The 19,087-nt window shown below is 42.0% G+C and carries 14 protein-coding genes; 8 read left to right on the plus strand and 6 right to left on the minus strand.

What is annotated here, in order from left to right:
• The first annotated feature begins 69 nt into the window (after positions 1-69).
• Together ABKW31_RS09545 and ABKW31_RS09550 are read left to right on the plus strand one after the other, a co-directional pair.
• Positions 70-843: a hypothetical protein gene (locus ABKW31_RS09545; RefSeq protein ID WP_348616108.1), complete on the plus strand. Its 774-nt coding sequence runs from the start codon at positions 70-72 to the stop codon at positions 841-843.
• Between the two features lie 471 nt (positions 844-1,314).
• Positions 1,315-2,295 carry an O-antigen ligase family protein gene (locus ABKW31_RS09550; RefSeq protein ID WP_348616109.1) on the plus strand — a complete coding sequence of 327 codons (981 nt, stop codon included), beginning with the start codon at positions 1,315-1,317 and terminating at the stop codon, positions 2,293-2,295.
• A 7-nt stretch (positions 2,296-2,302) separates the two neighbouring features.
• Here ABKW31_RS09550 and ABKW31_RS09555 read toward each other — a convergent pair whose 3' ends face one another.
• The 4 genes from ABKW31_RS09555 to ABKW31_RS09570 form a co-directional block, all read right to left on the minus strand.
• On the minus strand, positions 2,303-2,965 hold the full coding sequence (locus ABKW31_RS09555; protein ID WP_348616110.1) for a VpsP family polysaccharide biosynthesis protein: 663 nt from the start codon (positions 2,963-2,965) through the stop codon (positions 2,303-2,305).
• Between the two features lie 71 nt (positions 2,966-3,036).
• The gene (locus ABKW31_RS09560; protein WP_348616111.1) at positions 3,037-3,858 is read right to left on the minus strand and encodes a hypothetical protein; all 822 of its coding nucleotides are present in this window, start codon (positions 3,856-3,858) and stop codon (positions 3,037-3,039) included.
• Between the two features lie 613 nt (positions 3,859-4,471).
• Positions 4,472-6,460: an ankyrin repeat domain-containing protein gene (locus ABKW31_RS09565; RefSeq protein ID WP_348616112.1), complete on the minus strand. Its 1,989-nt coding sequence runs from the start codon at positions 6,458-6,460 to the stop codon at positions 4,472-4,474.
• A gap of 7 nt (positions 6,461-6,467) precedes the next feature.
• On the minus strand, positions 6,468-7,787 hold the full coding sequence (locus tag ABKW31_RS09570) for an NAD(P)-binding domain-containing protein (RefSeq protein ID WP_348616113.1): 1,320 nt from the start codon (positions 7,785-7,787) through the stop codon (positions 6,468-6,470).
• 324 nt (positions 7,788-8,111) lie between these two features.
• On the opposite strand from ABKW31_RS09570, the gene ABKW31_RS09575 reads away from it, so the two are divergent.
• The 5 genes from ABKW31_RS09575 to ABKW31_RS09595 are packed head-to-tail and all read left to right on the plus strand — an operon-like array spanning position 8,112 to position 16,402.
• Positions 8,112-9,002 carry a hypothetical protein gene (locus tag ABKW31_RS09575; RefSeq protein WP_348616114.1) on the plus strand — a complete coding sequence of 297 codons (891 nt, stop codon included), beginning with the start codon at positions 8,112-8,114 and terminating at the stop codon, positions 9,000-9,002.
• A gap of 5 nt (positions 9,003-9,007) precedes the next feature.
• Entirely contained in the window at positions 9,008-9,862 is an 855-nt protein-coding gene (locus ABKW31_RS09580) for a hypothetical protein (protein ID WP_348616115.1), read from the plus strand.
• 50 nt (positions 9,863-9,912) lie between these two features.
• The gene (locus ABKW31_RS09585; protein WP_348616116.1) at positions 9,913-11,490 is read left to right on the plus strand and encodes a cytochrome c3 family protein; all 1,578 of its coding nucleotides are present in this window, start codon (positions 9,913-9,915) and stop codon (positions 11,488-11,490) included.
• A gap of 1 nt (position 11,491) precedes the next feature.
• Positions 11,492-14,218 (plus strand): hypothetical protein, encoded by a 2,727-nt coding sequence (locus ABKW31_RS09590; RefSeq protein WP_348616117.1) that lies wholly within the window; start codon positions 11,492-11,494, stop codon positions 14,216-14,218.
• Positions 14,219-14,227: 9 nt separating this feature from the next.
• A complete protein-coding gene (locus ABKW31_RS09595; protein ID WP_348616118.1) occupies positions 14,228-16,402 on the plus strand; it encodes a hypothetical protein in 2,175 nt (724 codons plus the stop codon).
• 68 nt (positions 16,403-16,470) lie between these two features.
• Here ABKW31_RS09595 and ABKW31_RS09600 read toward each other — a convergent pair whose 3' ends face one another.
• Together ABKW31_RS09600 and serB are read right to left on the minus strand one after the other, a co-directional pair.
• The gene (locus tag ABKW31_RS09600) at positions 16,471-16,920 is read right to left on the minus strand and encodes a hypothetical protein (protein WP_348616119.1); all 450 of its coding nucleotides are present in this window, start codon (positions 16,918-16,920) and stop codon (positions 16,471-16,473) included.
• 174 nt (positions 16,921-17,094) lie between these two features.
• Entirely contained in the window at positions 17,095-18,156 is a 1,062-nt protein-coding gene (serB, locus tag ABKW31_RS09605; protein WP_348616120.1) for a phosphoserine phosphatase SerB, read from the minus strand.
• Between the two features lie 225 nt (positions 18,157-18,381).
• On the opposite strand from serB, the gene tsaA reads away from it, so the two are divergent.
• Positions 18,382-19,086 carry a tRNA (N6-threonylcarbamoyladenosine(37)-N6)-methyltransferase TrmO gene (gene tsaA / locus ABKW31_RS09610; RefSeq protein ID WP_348616121.1) on the plus strand — a complete coding sequence of 235 codons (705 nt, stop codon included), beginning with the start codon at positions 18,382-18,384 and terminating at the stop codon, positions 19,084-19,086.
• Position 19,087: the final 1 nt, after the last annotated feature.

Below are 19,087 nucleotides of genomic sequence, written 5' to 3' on the forward strand. Positions count from 1 at the left end.
GTATAATATAAGCAATGGCATAACTCATGTGAGTATGTGCTGGGCATCGGCAAATAAAAGGTAGTTACCATGAAGCTTTTAATAGTAGGCGGTTTATTAACTGTTGGTATAATTTTAGTCGGTTCATTAACGATTGGGTTGATGCAGGACAAAGGTCCTGAGCAAACAGAAGTCGTTCAGTCTGCAAGTGATGTAGCGTCTTTGCAGGGTAATCAAGATCAGTCAAGTACTGATGAGCAGAAGGTCATTGATAATTTGGTTGTTCAGGATAGATCCTTGAGCACGTCTAAATCAAATGTCATTGATGATGCGATTATAAAAGTGTCTTTGTACGGCAATAAAGACCAATCGGGAACTAGAGTTCATCAGGCCGTTAATGATTTGTTGCTGCAGGGGACACCCGTAAAAGCGGCTATCCTAAATGTTATCAATAGCGCGCTCGCCAATGAAGGGGCTAATTTATTATCCTCAGCAGCACTCAATACTACCAAAAACCATAAGCCGACAGTTTTAGCGTTTATGACTAATATGGTAGCAGCTAATGATTTATTTCCAGCCACCAAATTATCGATAGAAAATAAGCCAGAGGATGTTCTCAATATCATTAATGCGGGTGTTGTACTTTATCCAGATTTCGCTCAAGAAGTAATTAATGCCGCAGTGATGACGGGAGAAATTGATCCAAATGAAGCTTTACTTGCGGCTATTGCCGCTGGTGCCGACCCGACTACTGTGTCACAAGCCACAGCAGCAGGTGGTAATGTTGCCGGAGCAGGTCAGCCTTTTAACGGATTAGGCGGTGGTGGAGCAGGCAATGACACACTCAGCGCCTCCAATAACTAACTGAAAATTATGTCTTGAAGCCAAGGTTTTACCTTGGCTTTTTTATTAGTCAAATTGAGCAAGGGCTCATCTGTGAAGTTTTTTTTGCACCGTTTTCTTTGGAGCTACCTTTTAATACTTTTAGTTTGGCTACCTATTCCCTTAGGTTCTAATCGGCCTTGGGCTTGGTTAATCTTTGAGTTATCTGCCTTTATTATTGTGCTCGGTTGTGTGTTACTAAAAAGGCACGATGAATGGTTGGGACTAGCAAAGTATAAAACTCCAATTATTCTTTGGTTAGGCTTTCTTGTTATCTGTCTCTTACAAATACTTCCACTTCCAGCAAGCTTAATTGAGCTGATATCACCTAACAGACTCAGTGAGCCACTTACATCGCACATGCCATGGTATTATTTGTCTACTGATGTTGGGCAAAGTCAAGTCAGCTTTATCAAGAGTTTAGGGTACTTTTGTGTATTTTTAAGCTGCTTGATGTTAATTAATAATGAAAAACATCTACGTCGACTGCTGTTAGTAATATTACTCAGTGGCACCTTTCAGGCTATCTATGGCGTATTGGAAGTGCTCTCAGGTAACGGCTTTAGCCCCATTTTTGACTTCGCTATAAGTGAGTCTGCCACTGGCAGTTTTGTGTATAAAAATTTTTTCGCTAATTTCCTTATGCTGTGTCTTAGCGCAGGGGTAGGCTTAATGGTAACCGATATCGAAATCAATAAATCTCACCAGGCGCAAGACTGGCGTATCGGAGTAATAAACACCTTACTCAGCAGCAAAACAATCATTCGAATATGCCTCGCCATAATGGTTATCGCTCTGGTCATGTCACGCTCACGCATGGGCAATGTTGCATTTTTCTCAGCCATGATAGCAGTGAGTGTATTTGTGTTTTTACTGGATAGAAAAAAATCTAAAGGCCTTGGTATCCTGCTCGTTAGTATGCTCATTATAGATTTGTTTATTGTCAGTCATTGGTTCGGTTTGGACAAGGTGCAACAGAGGTTAGCAGAAACCAGTTTCAGTCAAGAAAATAGAGACGAGGTCGTTCTCGACTCCCTACCGATAGTTATTGATTACCCAATAATAGGAGCCGGAGCCGGTAGTTTTTACAGCGTATTTCCTGGATACAAGCACTCAATCATAAATGCTTTCTATGAACATGCCCACAATGACTATTTACAAATATTAATTGAATACGGCATCTTAGGTTTTACTGCCTTAGGACTGCTAGTGCTGTTCTCATTTGTTAAGGCAATGACGGCACTGAAAAAAAATGCCAGCCCGGTTTCTAAGGGTACTGCGTTCGCTTGCCTTATGGCCTATTTAGGCATGTTAATCCATATGTCTGTAGACTTTCCTCTGCAAGCGCCGGCTAATGCTGTTTATTTTATTACATTCATTGCTCTAGCTTTTGTTTCTAAAAACATCGCGGTTAATCCGCAAATCAAAAATTGACACATTATTATTTGCATTTCGGAATAAGTTTTCGAGTACTCAGGTCTTCATTTTTTAGCCAGCGACAGACTAATACTTGCGACTCATATTCAGATATAAGCTTTACTACCCGCTCTCGAGTGCTAGGATGCTTGAGGCCAAGCGCCAGCCTTCGATGAAATTCTGGACGAATGTTTAACAACATAAAATGGTTGTTTGCATAGAGCGCCAAACCCAATTCAATCACAACCATGTGCACGTCTGGTTTTTGAGGACCGAGCTGCGTGGCTCGCTCCAAATAATATAACATCTGGTCGTCAAACTCTTGTAATCGCCATTTAAGTTTAACCAGAGAAGCCCAAGAGTCAGGCCAAAGAGGCCTTAATTCGGTAGCATGCAGATATTGCTTTTTTACCTCTAACAAGGCGCCTTCATGTGCTTCGTAACCAAATATATATCCCCATTCATTAACTTGCGCTAAGAGCTCCCAATATTCAGCAAGATGAGGGTGATATAACACGGCTTGTTGAGCCTCAGACTTAATCCGTGAATAGTCATTTTTGTTATGCTCTAATGGTGAATCATGCCACTTCTTGAGCATATTGAGCACAGAATAATTGTGAAAACTTGCCATGCCAAAATACAGCGCTTGATGTAAACCGAAACCACACAATGTGATGATAAAAACCATTACAAGGTAGTGAGACCTTTTCATACTGTCAGACCAATAATCAAATTATGAGGAAACATCATTGGCGTGATTTACAACTTTTGTTCAGCGGCGATAGACAGATTTTTCTGCCTGCCCGCGCTTTTAAGATGCACAAGAATCAACACAAGTGATGAAATCGCTAAAATACTTATACAGAAACTTAGACTCACAATGAAAACTCTATTGGGTTTTAAAAGTGTAGACGTGTAATTACCTATCCGTATATTCACGTCCTTTGCCTGCGTGGTGGCAAAACTTGCCATTTGATTCAGCGTCTCAAGGTCCTGTGAAGTCAACTTAATTGAGCTCTCAAGACCAAGATGCTGCAACGTATAATAAGCCGCCTTATTTGAGTCCGATTCATAAACTAGTGGGTGTGATTGAGTACTATTAGACTCTATTTGCTGCTGAACTTGCGCAGACATCTGCTTCTTTGTCTCAGCAACGCTTTGTACATATAAGTCTGCGGCTAACTTGGTAATAATAATAGCAAAAGTAGCCCTTCGATCTGTATAGCCAATATATACCTCGTATTGACTGCTTGAATAACGCAGCTGCAAACCTTGCATAATTTGCTCTAATGAATAATTACTTTTTAGCATTCCCAGTTGTTTTGATGATAGCGGCTCTGGGTCTTGTTGTGGCATAAAAGGTAACGCAGTCCTGACTTTTTGTTTGATCTGTGCAATAGTTACATATTCTAATATGGCTTTTTCTAATTGGCTGTCTACATCAATTAATTTAAATTTCTTTAGTTTTATTAAAACGCCTTTAGCCATGTTCTCTAGTAACATTGCTTCATAAATACGTCCTAATTCTGTTTGCTTAATCCTATCAGTAAAGGGAAAGTATGCTGCACCTACTGACGCCATTTCCAGGGGTGAAAACTCCAGCTTAGCAGTCCCTAGATAACTAGTGGGTAAGGTACTCACTATTAATATTGTCAGGACTGTGAGCACAATAGACAGACGCAACACTCGCCATTTATAGTCTTTGACGGCCTTCCAATATAGCTCAGTCATGAAAGGTTTCCCGCATAAAAACACAATATTAAAACTTGCATCGCTGATTGAATCCATTTACGTGTTAAGTAGACAAAATAGTGTGACTATTTTAGTTATTGTAAACCAGCAAGAGATACCAAGTTAATACCTAGCATCCATCGCAGCATGTCACTCTGATGATACTTATAAGCAAGAGCGAGTTGCCAACAAAGCAATATGACAAAAGTAAACGCGTCAGTTTTACACTCTTTGCACTTAGTTGTATTCGTGCCCAACTAAGCACTGTAACAGGCCTAGAATACAGGTTTTATAGAGATTTTAGGTAGTCTTAGCTCAAAATAAGTCTAAATGGCACAGCTCACCCTACTCTTTTTGAGCATCTCAATATGTTGAAAAAGACTAGGCCTAATAAATGAATTTACTGTTGGGTGTTTTAAACTCAATGTCATCAGCAGCGAAGACTGAATCGTCATTGAGTGAATTAATTAAATAAATTGAAGAATGTTGACTTTTCACCCTGTTGAGCAAGGTAGTTGGCTGTCTCTTTTTGACCAGCTTCTATAGCCATTTTTTCTGCATTTTTACCATCTTTGTTGCGCCGACTAATATCAGCACCTTGCGCTACTAAATGCGTAACACACTCTAGATGACCATTAGTCGCAGCCAACATCAACGCAGTTAAACTTGATTTATTACGCAGCTCTATATCTGCTCCATGCTTAATTAACAACAATAAAATATCATCAAAACCGCTGCTGGCAGCAACAATAAGTGGTGTATTATTTTGCTCATTGAGTACGTTTATTTTTGCCTTGTATTGCAGTAAAAGAGCAACGATCTCACGGTCGCCAGATTTTGCCGCTAAAAATAAGGCTGCATTCCCTTCATTATCAGGCATATCTATCGCAGGTGCATGATCCAAAAGTAAACGAATCAATTTCAGTTGATGATTCTTCACCGCCAACCATAAGGGCGTCTGCCCCAATTTATTTTGCGGATTAACCCTTGCATTTCTATTGATCAATTTGGTGGCAAGTTCAAACATGCCCTTTTGGGCAGCCAAATGCAGGAGACTCTGATTATCAAAGCTCGCATTAGGATTAGCGCCCACCTCAAGCAGTTGAATAGCAATTGCCTCCTGCCCTTCTTGAACAGCCAGTAGCATTAGCGAAGAAAGTTGCTCATCACTAAGCTCCATATTGGAATCCTGCTTTAAGAGTAGGTTTACCATAGCACTATGATGCTGTTGAATGGCTAAATGAAGTGCAGTTCGCCCATCTGGCAATTGCCAATTAATCGCTGCGCCTTTGCTTAAAAGCAACTCAGCGACCTCAACGTGCCCTTGCCGCGTAGATCTAAGTAAAGGCGTATATTGTTGGGTATCAAGGGAGTCAACCGAAGTGCTTGAGGACAATAAAGCCGCGACCATATCGATCTGGCCTCGCCATGCCGCTACATTTAAAACTGGCCAGTCTTTATAGGGCTCATTTTCAGCAATATTGCTAACAAAGGATTCAGCATTTTTACGGATGATTTGTTTGTTTAAACTTTTGTTTGCCAATGGTTTGTGCTCAGTCGCTCCATACTTAAGCAATAGTGAAGCCAGTGCTGACGACGCTTTCGCAATATCCAGTGCACTGTTTGCACTGAGATTTTCTAAATTTGGGTTTGCTCCCGCCGACAATAATATCTCAACTAATTCGACATTTTGTTTACGGCTTGCATAAATGAGTGCGCTATTACCCAGTGAGTCCTGCTGGTCGAGTTGCACCTGATAATTCAATAAGGCCTTCACGACTGTCTTATTGTTTAATTCTACCGCTTGAATAAGTGGAGTGATTTTTTGTGGTCCAATAAAATTGACATCAGCGCCACGCTCTAACAACAATCTAACCACGTCTATATTATTAGTTTCAATGGCTCGCATTAAGGCCGAATAAGTAAAGGAGTCACTCACATTTGCCTGTGAACTCGTTTTTAATAGTCGTTTCAAAGTCGACAAATCTTGTTTGCGAATTGCCTCAAATAAGGTGTTTGAATCCAAGGCAGAACTTGCCTTTTGTGCAGCAATAGCAGCTATTTTTTTATTAGCTTTGTAAATACCATTGTCGCTCGCTTTTTGAAACCAGACTAAGGCCTCATCTATATCCTGCGCGACTCCACTGCCTTGCTCATATAAGCAGGCTAGTTCAAATTGGGCTTGAGCATGTCCTCGCTTGGCTGCCATATAGAACCATCGAAATGCTTCTTTATCGTTACTCTTGGTACCTCTGCCCCTAGCATAAAGTGAGCCCAACAAATATTGCGCTTCAACATTGTCTTGCTTGCTTAGAGGTAACAACAAGATAAGGGCTTGCTCAAAATCTTTAGTACGTATTGCCGTTTTTGCCTCTGATAACGATTGGGCATAGCTTGTGATACTGAAACAAGTCAGTAAAACGATGCAGGTTAATCGGTTAAAAAACAGCATAATAAGCCTACTCAGAGCCATGTTTTGTTTCGATGGAGATACCTACTTTTTGTAAAAATGGGGTTGGCATAATTCCACCAGCACAGACAATAACCGCATCATTAGCAAAGTGAGACTGCTTACCATCCTGTTCAATAACCACTTCAGTGGCAGAAATTTTGATAACCCTAGATTGCAACATCACACTCAGTTGCCCTTGCTGTTCAGCTTTTTCAACTTTTTGCCTGTTTTTCATTTTTGCACGATTAAATGAATTGGCTCGATACGACAATATGACATGACTTCCTGTTTGTTCAGCTATGCTGGTTGCTGCTTCTAATGCGCTGTCGCCTCCACCCACAACTAATACCTGTTGCCCCGCATACTGCAACGGATCAATAAGCCGATAGACCACTTTGGATAAGCTTTCCCCTTCCACATCCAAGGTTCTGGGCGTGCCTCTGCGCCCCAGTCCTAGCAAAATAGTTTTAGCCAGATACTGGCCCTTGGTCGTCGTTAGTTTAAAACCGACATTTAAACTCTCGATATCCTCTAAACGCTCATTAAAGTTTATTTTAAGTCCGGTTTTTTCAATAATATTCTGCCAAAATTCCAACAAGGCTTCCTTTGTTGTCTCGCGAAACTTAACCTTGCCGACCAAAGGTAAATTAACAGGTGCAGTCATGACGATCTTATTGCGCGGAAAATGTGAAACAGTCCCCCCCAAAGAGTCTTGTTCGATAGTGATAAAATTTAAACTATTTTGTTTAGCATTTAACGAAGCGGCAATACCGGCTGGACCCGCACCAACGATCACCACATCCAACATGTCTTTAGGTGCCACTTTAAGTTGACGCACTACCTTGGTCACGGCATCGACGGCTTGTGAACCTTGTTCTACGGCATTGCGGATTAAACCCATTCCACCTAACTCGCCAGCGATAAAGATGCCTGATACGTTGGTTTCAAAATTAGGCTTTAAGGTTGGTATGTCGATACCTCTTGTTTCGGTGCCAAATACTAAGGTGATAGCGTTTGTGGGGCAAGCCGACTTACATGCTCCATGGCCGATGCAATTTGCAGGTTGAATGAGCTGTGCTTTGCCATGAATCAAGCCAAGCACATTGCCCTCAGGGCAAGCGATTGTGCAAGCGCCACAGCCCAAACAAAGATAAGGATCGATAACCGGATGTAAACTGGCCGGCTCAATCAAACCGGCTTGCATTGATTGATCTTGTAATTGCAGCGCTACCTGATGAGCTCTTTTTTTGACCACCACCACTACACCCCAAATAAATAGCATTGGCAGAAGATAGGCCAATAATGGGTAACTCTGTAAAAATGCCATAGTTTGCTCTATATCAAAGTGATGGTTAAAAAATGACTTACTATCTTATAACTTTGTCGATGAAAACGGCTATTTACAAGGTCTAAAGACTTCGCTAGGTATTAAATGACATCCTTTATCACAGCCAGATTATGCAATACTTTACTTAACACTGACTTAACAATTGCAATATTTACCTTAAGCTTTGCTTAAGGTAAATGGACTAACTTTTGATATGAATTGAAAAAGTAATTCAAAAACTTGGTTGCTCGTCACCGTTTTTGAATCCCCTAGCTTAGCGTTATTTCGTCTTTATTAATAAAGACATTGAGGATTTGCCTTTCCATGCAAGCAATTAAAAGCAATAAAGTCTTAGTTGTCATTGTTTCCATAGGGGTGATAGCTATGCTCGCTTTGCTGATTTTGTGGCCACGAGAAACCCCAAACAACCAGGGATTTAAAGATACTGAACAACAAGTAGCGCAAACTTCTGAGTCAGCCGCGGCTGTTACGTCAAAACAAAACAAACAAATCGCCCCCGTTGAAGATTTGTTATTTAATCTTGAACAACGCTTAAACAAACAACCTGATGACATGCAAGGCTGGTTATTATTGGCTAAATCCTATCGTTATTTGCAACGAGATAGTGATGCAGAATCAGCCTTAGAAAAAGCGCAAGCACTAGGATTTAAGGGCACACTGGACTCGGAGCAAGCGAATACCATGCGCAAGCCTGACCCGCTAAATCAATTAACGACTCCCATGCCGATGAGTGATTTTTTGCAAGATTATTTGGTTAAGAATCCCGCTAAGCCCAACGGTTCGAGCAAGGGTAAGCAGCACTTAGCTGACGAAACCAAAGGAACAATATTACTTAAAGTGGCACTTTCGCAAGGACTTGCCCAAACAACCAGTCCCGATACTGCTGTGTTTATTTTTGTTCGACCTTATATTGATCAACAAGTAATGGCTGCGGGCCCTCCCCTTGCCGCTGTAAGAAAAACAGTACGGGACTTGCCGCTGTATATTGCCCTAAACGATAAAATGGCAATGTTGCCAGGCCATACCATTAGTAGTGCAACACAGGTAGTGGTGGGCGCTAGGCTCGCGATATCAGGAAATCCGCTCAAACAACAAGGTGATATTGAGCAACTATCTCAAGCTATTTCTACTGATGAACAAGCTACGGTAAGTTTAGTCATCGTTGATGATCTTGCCACCAAGGGTCAAGGTTGAAAGATATGCACGCTAATTCTGTCGGCCTAACACCGTCTCAACAGCCTAAGCCTAATAAAAACAGTCGAGTACCCATCATTGTTTTTTCAATGCTGATTATTTTACTGCTTGTTTTAGGTTGGCAAATGCGCGACGAATACTTTATTACCGCGCAAAACGGTGTGGGTTATGCTCTGGGTATTATCGGTGGCTCTATGATGTTGTTGCTACTTATATATCCGCTTAAAAAGCGCTTCCCTCAGTCGAAACTGCTGTTTTTTTCTACCCGAAATTGGTTCCGCATTCATATGATGTTGGGCATCGTGGGTCCGCTACTTGTGCTTTTTCACTGCAATTTTAGTTTGGGCTCAACCAACAGTAATATTACTTTGGCTAGCATGATACTCATGGTTAGCAGTGGACTGTTTGGACGTTTTATCTATGGCAAAATCCACCATGGCCTATATGGCAATAAAATTATGTTACAGGAGCTTTTGCACTCCAAAATTTTAGCCCGTGAGCAGATCAACGATTCAGCACTCGCGGTTAATTCAATCTCGCCAGAACAAATGAAAATAATTCAACATTGCGAGCATAAACTGCAAAAAGTGAATACGGTGTTTGGTAGTTTGTCCACCAGTTTCTCCCTCAGTCTAACCACGCGCTTTGCACAAAGACGGCTCAAAAAAGAGATAAAAGCGTCATCAACTGAGATCGAGACCTTGAACCACCTGTTTGATTATTTACAGGCCGTGAGAAAAATCGCTAATCTGGCTTTTTATGAGCGGCTATTTTCGTTGTGGCACTTGCTGCATATGCCCATTTTTTTCATGTTGGTGATTACCGGATTTGTTCATGTCTATGCCGTTCATAGGTATTAAACTTATTAGCTGCTGTAGCTCCCTAATCTTCGAGCTGGGTGTTTAAAGCTATGTTAAAAAAATACCTATTCATCCTGCAATATGTGCTTCTAATACTGCTTCTCAGCAGTTTTAGCTCGCAAGCACAAGAACCCAGTTTTTCACTTAAAAAGTTGATGATGCCCGGCGAAGTTCACCGTACTCATGCCAAATTTGAACATGAGTGCGATAGTTGTCATGGAGCATCGACCGAAACCTCAGCTAACAGTTTGTGTTTAGATTGTCATAAAGTCATCGCCCAAGATCTGCTCGAATCAACAGGTTTTCACGGCCATGCTCCCCTTGTGAAAAATCAAGACTGTCAAGCTTGTCATTCGGAACATTTGGGACGAGAGGGTGATATCGTTAATTTTGATGCTGACCACTTTGATCACAGCTTAGCTGACTTTCAATTAGATGGTCGTCACATTGGTGTTACTTGCCAGAGTTGTCATTTAGCTGACAAAAAATTCAGTGAGGCGCCACAAGAATGTGTAGCTTGCCATTTAAAAGATGATAAGCATAACGGTGCATTTAAACAAAGCTGTGCAGATTGTCATACCACACAGCAGTGGAATAAGACGACCTTTGACCACGGAAGTACCGACTTTGTGCTGCTTGGCCAACATCAGCAGACAAGCTGCAATGCCTGTCACCCAGATCAAAGTTACTTCGATACCCCCAAAGAGTGCGTTTCGTGTCATGTACTCAACGACGTACACAGTGGTAATAATGGAACAGAGTGTAAAAGTTGTCATCAAGCACAAAGTTGGCAAAAAATTAGTTTTGACCACAGCGCCGACACTGACTTTGCCTTGTTAGGTGGTCATGCTAACGTTAGTTGTAATGCCTGTCATACAAGCCCTGTATTTGATAAAAAACCAGGTAATACCTGTGTAGATTGCCATAAGAATGATGACCAACATCGCGGATTAAATGGGACAAATTGCCAAGCGTGTCACACAGAGGTCAATTGGTCTGAAACCAGTTTTGATCATAATACTGACACTGAATTTCGACTCAACGGTGCCCATAGTGAGTTAGCTTGCACTAATTGCCACCAACTCGGCAGCAAACATAAAATAATTGGAAAAACTTGTGTCAGTTGTCACCTTAAAGATGATGCCCACAATGGGCAACTCGGAAATACATGTGAGAACTGTCACAACGAATCAGATTGGACAAAAGAGCTTAAATTTGACCATGAACTGTCTAATTTCCCTCTGCTCGGTATGCATGCCATCGCAACTTGTGACTCTTGTCATGCCACGCCACAGTTTCACGACGCAAAAACCGCTTGTATCAATTGCCATGAAAATGATGATTTCCATAACAAAACCTTAGGTAGTAACTGTGCATCTTGCCACAACCCCAACGATTGGATGCTCTGGCAATTCGATCATAGTTTGCAAACTGACTTCCCTCTGGAAGGCGAACACCAAGGACTAAGTTGTCAAGCATGCCATACCACAAAAGCCACTGACAATGTTGAACAAGATAGCGCCTGTTATGCCTGTCATGCTCAAGACGATAAACACCAGGGCAGATTTGGTCGCAACTGTCAAAGTTGTCATGTTGCCACTGGATTTAATGAGATAAGGATAAAATAATATGCAACTCGCGTTTTTTGTCCGACATTTTCGCTCACCGCGCTTAACGTGGGGGATGTTATTGATTTTACTGTTAGTGTCAGCGCATGCGCTGGCTACTGCCTCAGAGTTTGATCACTTTGATACTGGTTTTCCTCTAGAGGGATTGCATGAAAGAGTGCAATGCGACAGTTGCCATGTTTCTGGTGTCTTTAAAGGTACTCCAAAACAGTGTTCCACCTGCCATATGCAAGGAGGTGTTGCTCAAACAGCTAAACCCCTAAATCACATTGCCAGTACTAATCAATGCACCGATTGTCATACTACTCGGAGCTGGGAACAAGTTCCACGTGTTGACCATGCCTCACTCACAGGCAGTTGTCAGACTTGTCATAACAACACACTGGCTGTCGGTAAACCCATTAGTCACATACCAACTACTGACACTTGCGATGACTGCCACATTCCAAATAGCTGGATGATTGTCAACTTTGATCATAACGCTGCCAATGGAGCGTGCGTAAATTGCCATCAAGGTACGAGCGCAACGGGCAAAAACAGCTCACATATTAATACCAGTAATACCTGCGATGATTGTCATACCAACCAAGCATGGTTGCCAGTAAGCAGAGTCGACCATGATGCCGTTTTTGGTAGTTGTAACTCATGCCATAATAATGTGGTGGCCACGGGCAAACCAGTTAATCATATTCCGAGCGATGGAACATGCGACAACTGCCATGTCACGTCAACTTGGCAAGGGGCACGTTTTGATCACGACGGCATTGTTGCGCAATGCTCATCTTGTCACAATGGCACCATAGCAAGCGGTAAAAACACCAGCCATTTAACCACGACAAATATCTGCGAAGACTGCCATACAAGTCAAACATGGAGCCCTGCGACTCGCGTTGACCATGCTTCAGTCTTAGGTACCTGTAGTTCATGTCACAACAATGTAGTTGTATTAGGCAAACCGACCAGTCATATCAGTTCAACTGAAAGCTGTGATGATTGCCATGTGACGAATAATTGGAAGCAAGTGAATTTTGATCATAATGCCGTTAACGGTAATTGCAGTTCCTGCCACAATGGCACCACTGCCACGGGTAAAAATAGCAATCACATCAATACCAATAACTTATGTGAAGATTGTCATCTAACCAACGCTTGGGTCCCCGTTCCCCAAGTTGACCATGCCTCAGTCAACGGCACCTGTAGCTCATGTCACAACAATGTGGTTGCCCTCGGTAAACCAAGCAATCACATCACTAGCAGTGATACCTGTGATGATTGCCATGTGACGAATAATTGGAACCAGGTGAATTTCGATCATAGTGGCATTACTAGCAATTGTAGCTCTTGCCACAATGGGACTACCGCCACAGGGAAAAACAGCAATCACATCAATAGCAATAATCTATGTGAAAATTGCCATCTAAGCAACGCGTGGGTGCCGGTAGCACAAGTCGATCATGCCTCAGTCAACGGTACCTGCAGCTCATGTCACAACAATGTAGTCGCTTTAGGTAAACCAACTAACCATGTTACTAGCACTGATACTTGCGATGATTGTCATGTAACGACAAGTTGGAACAATGTCAATTTTGATCATAGTGGCATTACAAGCAATTGTAGCTCTTGCCACAATGGCACTTCCGCAACCGGTAAAAATAGCAACCATATTAATACCAATAACCTATGTGAAGATTGTCATCTAAGCAACGCTTGGTTGCCGGTAGCACAAGTCGATCATGCCTCGGTCAACGGCACCTGTAGCTCATGTCATAACAATGTAGTCGCTTTGGGTAAACCCAGTAATCACATCACTAGTGGTGATACCTGCGATGATTGTCATGTAACGACAAGTTGGAGCAATGTCAATTTTGATCATAGTGGCATTACAAGCAATTGTAGCTCTTGCCATAATGGCACTAGCGCCACAGGTAAAAATAGCAATCACATCAATAGCAATAATCTGTGTGAAGATTGCCATTTAACTAATGCGTGGGTGCCGGTAGCACAAGTCGAGCATGCCTCAGTCAACGGCACCTGTAGCTCATGTCATAACAATGTAGTCGCTTTGGGCAAACCAAGTAATCACATCACTAGCAGTGATACCTGCGATGATTGTCATGTGACGACACGTTGGGATGATGTTAGATTTGATCATAGTGGAGTAACTGGCACTTGCAGTAGCTGTCATAACGGCTCAATCGCAACAGGCAAACACAGTGCTCACGTGCAAACCAACGCTGAATGTGAAGAATGTCATTCCAATGTAGCCTGGATCCCAGCGAACTTTAATCACAACGCTGTTATTGGTTCATGCTCTAGTTGTCATGATGGTTCGCAAGCACAAGGAAAACCGTCTAATCACTTTATAACCACTGAACAGTGCGACACCTGTCACAATACCAACAACTGGTCAAATATCGACTTTAACCATTCTTCAGCAAATTATCCGGGTGACCATCGTTCAAATGTAGGCTGCTTAGATTGTCACACAAACAACAATCAAATGTTAAGTTGGCCGCATAGTAACTACAAACCAGATTGCGCAGGCTGTCATGCTAACGACTTTAAAGCAGATGAACACACAAAAATTGCGAGTCCCAATGTACGTTATACCGTTAGCGAGCTTCGAGATTGCGCTGGGGCCTGTCATATTTATACAGATTCATCGCTGACGACGATTAAAACTCGACGCAATAGCAAACACCGCACCACAGATGGCGATTTTGATTAAGGCATGACCATGAACTTTATCCTCAATCTTGGCAAAATATTATTTTTGTTTTTACCCTTGCTGGCAAAACAGAGGTGGTTTTATATTGTGCTAACGCTTGGTTTTACCAGCCAAATCGTGCATGCACAAATAGTCGATAATGTTGAAATTATACCTACTTCACAGGGGTATGAGATTGAGATCCATTTTACCAGCCCCTTACGTTATCAAAATTATGCACCAATAGTAGCCAGTAAAACCCTAGATATTTTTTTAAAAACTGACACAAGAACCAGTCAAGTGGGGTATGAAGGTTTAAATGAAAGAGTCGATCTGAGCTGGGATATAAGTATACCAACTGCTCTAGTAGAATTAACTTATGATGGTGAGCTAGTTGATAACCCAAGGATCACCGCACGTTTTAAGCGGGCGCTAAGGTCTAATGTGCGAGCCAGTGCTGATTTTCGTTCCATCATAATTGCCGTGATTGATCCACAAGTGGCTAACCAACAAGCCACTGAACAAAAGCAAGATACTGGCACAAGCATTGATTTGTTGATCGCAACGTTGAAAGATAAAAGTGTCGTGCTCGCCAAGATTTTGTCTGACGCAAATCAAAGTATGCTGGATAAAGATTATTCAAAAGCGGTAAGGCTGTTGAGTAAAGTCAGAGACGAAAGTGATGGAGAGGTGCAACAGCGCGCGCAAGAATTAATTGGCGTATCTCGTGAATTAAATGAGCAATTAGCCCAGGCAAAAGCCGAATATACTCGGTATTTAGAAGACTACCCCAGTAGTGAAGGCGCGCCTCGAGTTAAGCAACGATTAGATGCTATGCTGACCGCAGCTCAGGCCCCTAAACAAAGACTAAGAGCCGCTAAACCAAGCAAAATTACCAACGATAATGAATGGCAATCGCAGTTTTATGGCAGCTTTGCCCAAACCTACTATCGAGATGAAACGTCTCAGCAAGATCAGCCTAGTCAATTGCTGCGCTCTAATCTAAATAATGATCTCGATTTTGTTGCCAAAGTCAGCAAAGGTGATATTGAATTAGGGTCCCAATTTGTGGGCTCTTACCGCAAAGATTTTATGGATCAAGCAAAAGGCAACGAGTTTATCCCTAGCATATTGTACTTTGATGGAAAATTAAAAGAACAAGGTTTATATGCGCGGGTGGGTCGGCAGTCGTTTAATTCTGCAGGAATATTGGGGCGTTTTGATGGCGCTCGACTTGCTTATGATATCAATGACCACTATCGAATCAACGCGGTGATGGGCTACCCAATCAATTATTCAGATAAGTCAACTATCAACTCCGATGTCAGCTTTCAAGGGTTCAGTGTCGATATTCAATCGATTTGGACGGGCTGGGATTTTAATACTTTTTATATCAGTCAACAAAATTACCAAGTAAAAGATCGTGAGGCGATTGGTGGAGAAATTCGCTATAGAGATGAAGATAAGTCCCTTTTCACCCTGATTGATTACGATATTTTATTTAATGATCTGAATATTTTTCTATTTATTGGCAATTGGAGTCTAAATGAAAACAACAACATTAACCTTGTTGTTGATTATCGTAATAGTCCAATCTTGACCACTAACAATGCCATTCAGGGACAAGGTGTATCGAGCCTAGACCAGTTATTAGAGCGATACACCGAGGACGAGTTACAGCAATTAGCAAGGGACAGAACAGCAAAAACCCAATCAGTTAGTACATCATTAACTCATGAGTTTAATCAAGCGTGGCAAATTGTGGGTGAACTGACCTATTCAAAATATGGCGAAACCTTAGCCAGTGAAGGTATTGAAGCCTACCCCGCCAGTGACAATGAATTTATGTATTCCTTGCAGTTAGTGGGCAATAAAGTGGCCTTTGATACTGATACAATGATCGTGAGCTGGCGTTATTCTGACTTGACGCGCTCGACCACACAATCCTTGAATAGCAACTGGCGATTTAATATCAATAGTGAATTTCGGGTTAATCCAAGATTACGTATCGATTATAGAAAATCAAAACTCAACGACGACGAACGCTGGATGTACAGGCCCTATATGCGTTTAGACTACCGCTATGAAAAATGGCTAAAATTTGAATTTGATTTCGGCTACGAATGGTTAGATGAAACATTTTCAGGGCTAAGTCGAAAAACCACAGGTTATTTTATTAACGTCGGTTATCGAGCCCAATTTTAGTAAAATCCTGATAATCGCAAGGCTTTAAAAACACTAGAAGGCTATTGTTATGACATATTGCCAATTGTTCAAGGAGTAGAAGACCAATAGTGATTAAATCGCTCATTAGCTAACCTAGCAAGCTCACGTTTATCGTAATCCTTGGCGGAAAACTCAACACGACAAACAAGATTTGAACAGTGTAAGTCATAATAAATAGCGTCAAACTCATTATTTTGCATAATTAATCCGACACGGGAAGCGACAATTTCTAGGGTAACATTTTCATCGAGTAATACTGCTGAACCGAATGCGTACCCTAGAGCAGTGTTATAACTAGAAATTTTTGCATATTGAACAGCAGTAGCAGCGGTATCTGTATGTACCGTACTTTCTTTATGAAATTGACTACTTTTACTCTGGATCTTATATTGATTTAGCAACAAACTCATGCAAACTAGAGCAAAGGCAGCGGCATAAAAAACCGTAGTACCAAGCAACAATTCTTTCTTTTCGAATCCATCAAAAAATTTCATCATCCGTGCCTATTATTTTATTGTTTTAATGATAAAAATAGCGAACTAGCGTCTATTTTTTACTCTAACAAATTTAGATATTAAATCAACATCTGCGGTTGATTTGTTCGTCCCTAAAGGAACTCCTACAAGGGGGGGGTTGCTTGTTACTCGCCGCTAGACGCTCGTTTCGGTCTGTTACTCTTGCGCCGCCAAGATCCATAACAACGCATCTAATCCGCCGCGGCGAATAGACACATCTGCTTGCTCTCGCACTATGGGTTTGGCATGCAAAGCAACGCCAAGCGCGGCTGCTGACATCATCAGCAAGTCATTGGCACCATCGCCCATGGCGATAGTTTGGCTGTGTGGGATTGACCACTTCTTTGCTAGGCCTAATAAGGTTTGTGCTTTGACCTGAGCATCAACAATATCACCTGCAACCTTACCAGTGAGCTTGCCATCAACGATCTCTAGTTTGTTAGCAACAGCAGCGTCGAGCTCTAAACGTTCAGCCAAGTAGTCAGCGAAATACGTAAAGCCACCTGAGGCAATGGCCACTTTCCAATGATGTTGTTTGAGTAATCTAACCAAATTAGCCGCCCCTGGCATCAGAGGTAAACCATCCCGCACAGTTTGCAAGATAGCTTCGTCAGCATTAGCTAAACAGGCTACCCGAGTGCGTAAACTCTGGGCAAAATCTAATTTACCTTGCATCGCTAGCGCAGTTACGGCCGAAACTTCTTGGCCTACACTGGCCAATGTGGCGATGTCATCGATACATTCACAAGCAATAACCGTACTGTCCATGTCCATCAGTAATAAGCCACTTTCACTGAGTGTAGGAACTTGAGCAAACAGGCATAACTCTAAACTAAAACGATTAGCCGCGGTCTCAAGTTGTGGTTTTACTTCTTCAGCACTGCTTAGCATATTCACTTTGCCAACTACTGCAAAACCCTGCACGCCTTCAACCCGAACTGCCTGCCAATACTGCACCTTAATACAGCTACTAAGACAGCCTGCAACCTTGTGCAAACTTTGCAAATTGAGACCTTCGGTGAAGACCAACAAATTCTGCTCGTAGGGCTCAAGGGGAAAATCGCTGTCATTTGACTTGTCTTGCGCGGTCTCTAAAAGAACAGAATCTGCTTTTAGCACATTTCCACTTAAAGAAAAGCGGGCTAATCCTTGCTCGACCAACTGGATTAAAAACGCTGATGAAACTAACTGTGAGGGTGAAAGAGTTAATGCAAACACAAACAAGGGATCCTTAGTAAAAATGTACAACGTTTGAACAATAAATAGGGCAACGCTGCAATACGATTAATCCATGGTAACCAAAGGATTAATCATTTTCTACGCGCGTCTTAGTCCAGTTCCGTTTTATCTATACGTTTTAAGTTGAATTTAAACCCTAGGTAGGCAAACATAGCTCAATATTGCTTCATTCACGCCCTACTTATTGGTTCAAAAGTTGTCAACATGACTATTGCCTTGCAGCCTATCGCCACCATTCACACTCCATACAAACAAAAATTTGCCATACCTCGTCAACCCGGTTTAGCCAAACATGCACTTGGTTTGATCGAGTTTTTGCCCGAATTTGCCGATCCTAATTGTTTACGGGGCATTGAGCAATTCAGTCATCTATGGCTTATTTTTCAATTTCATCAAACCGCCCAACAAGGCTGGTCTCCAATGGTTCGGCCGCCCCGTCTTGGTGGTAATAAAAAAATGGGTGTATTCGCCACCCGTAGTACCTTTCGCCCTAATCATATGGGTTTATCAGTAGTGGAGTTTGTTGGCGTTGAACATAGTAACGGCAAACTTATACTTAAAGTGTGTGGCATGGACTTGATCGACGGTACGCCCATATTGGATATCAAACCTTATATTCCCTACGCAGATTCATACCCTGAGGCACAAGGCGGTTTTGCTCAAGAGCAACCTCAGTTAATGGCCGTCAGTTATAGCCCAGTGGCTCTTGACCAACTCAGCCATTGGCAGCAGACTTACCCAAAGTTACGCCAGCTAATTACCGAGGTCTTAGCCCAAGATCCGCGCCCTGCATATAAAGCCAATATTGAGCTTGATAAGATTTACGGCATGAGCCTGTATGAGCTTAATATTCAGTGGCATGTGGTTGATAGCTGTTGTGAAGTACTGGATATTAAACAAAACGTATAAT

Source organism: Paraglaciecola sp. 25GB23A, from assembly GCF_040012495.1.
GTDB lineage: Bacteria > Pseudomonadota > Gammaproteobacteria > Enterobacterales > Alteromonadaceae > Paraglaciecola.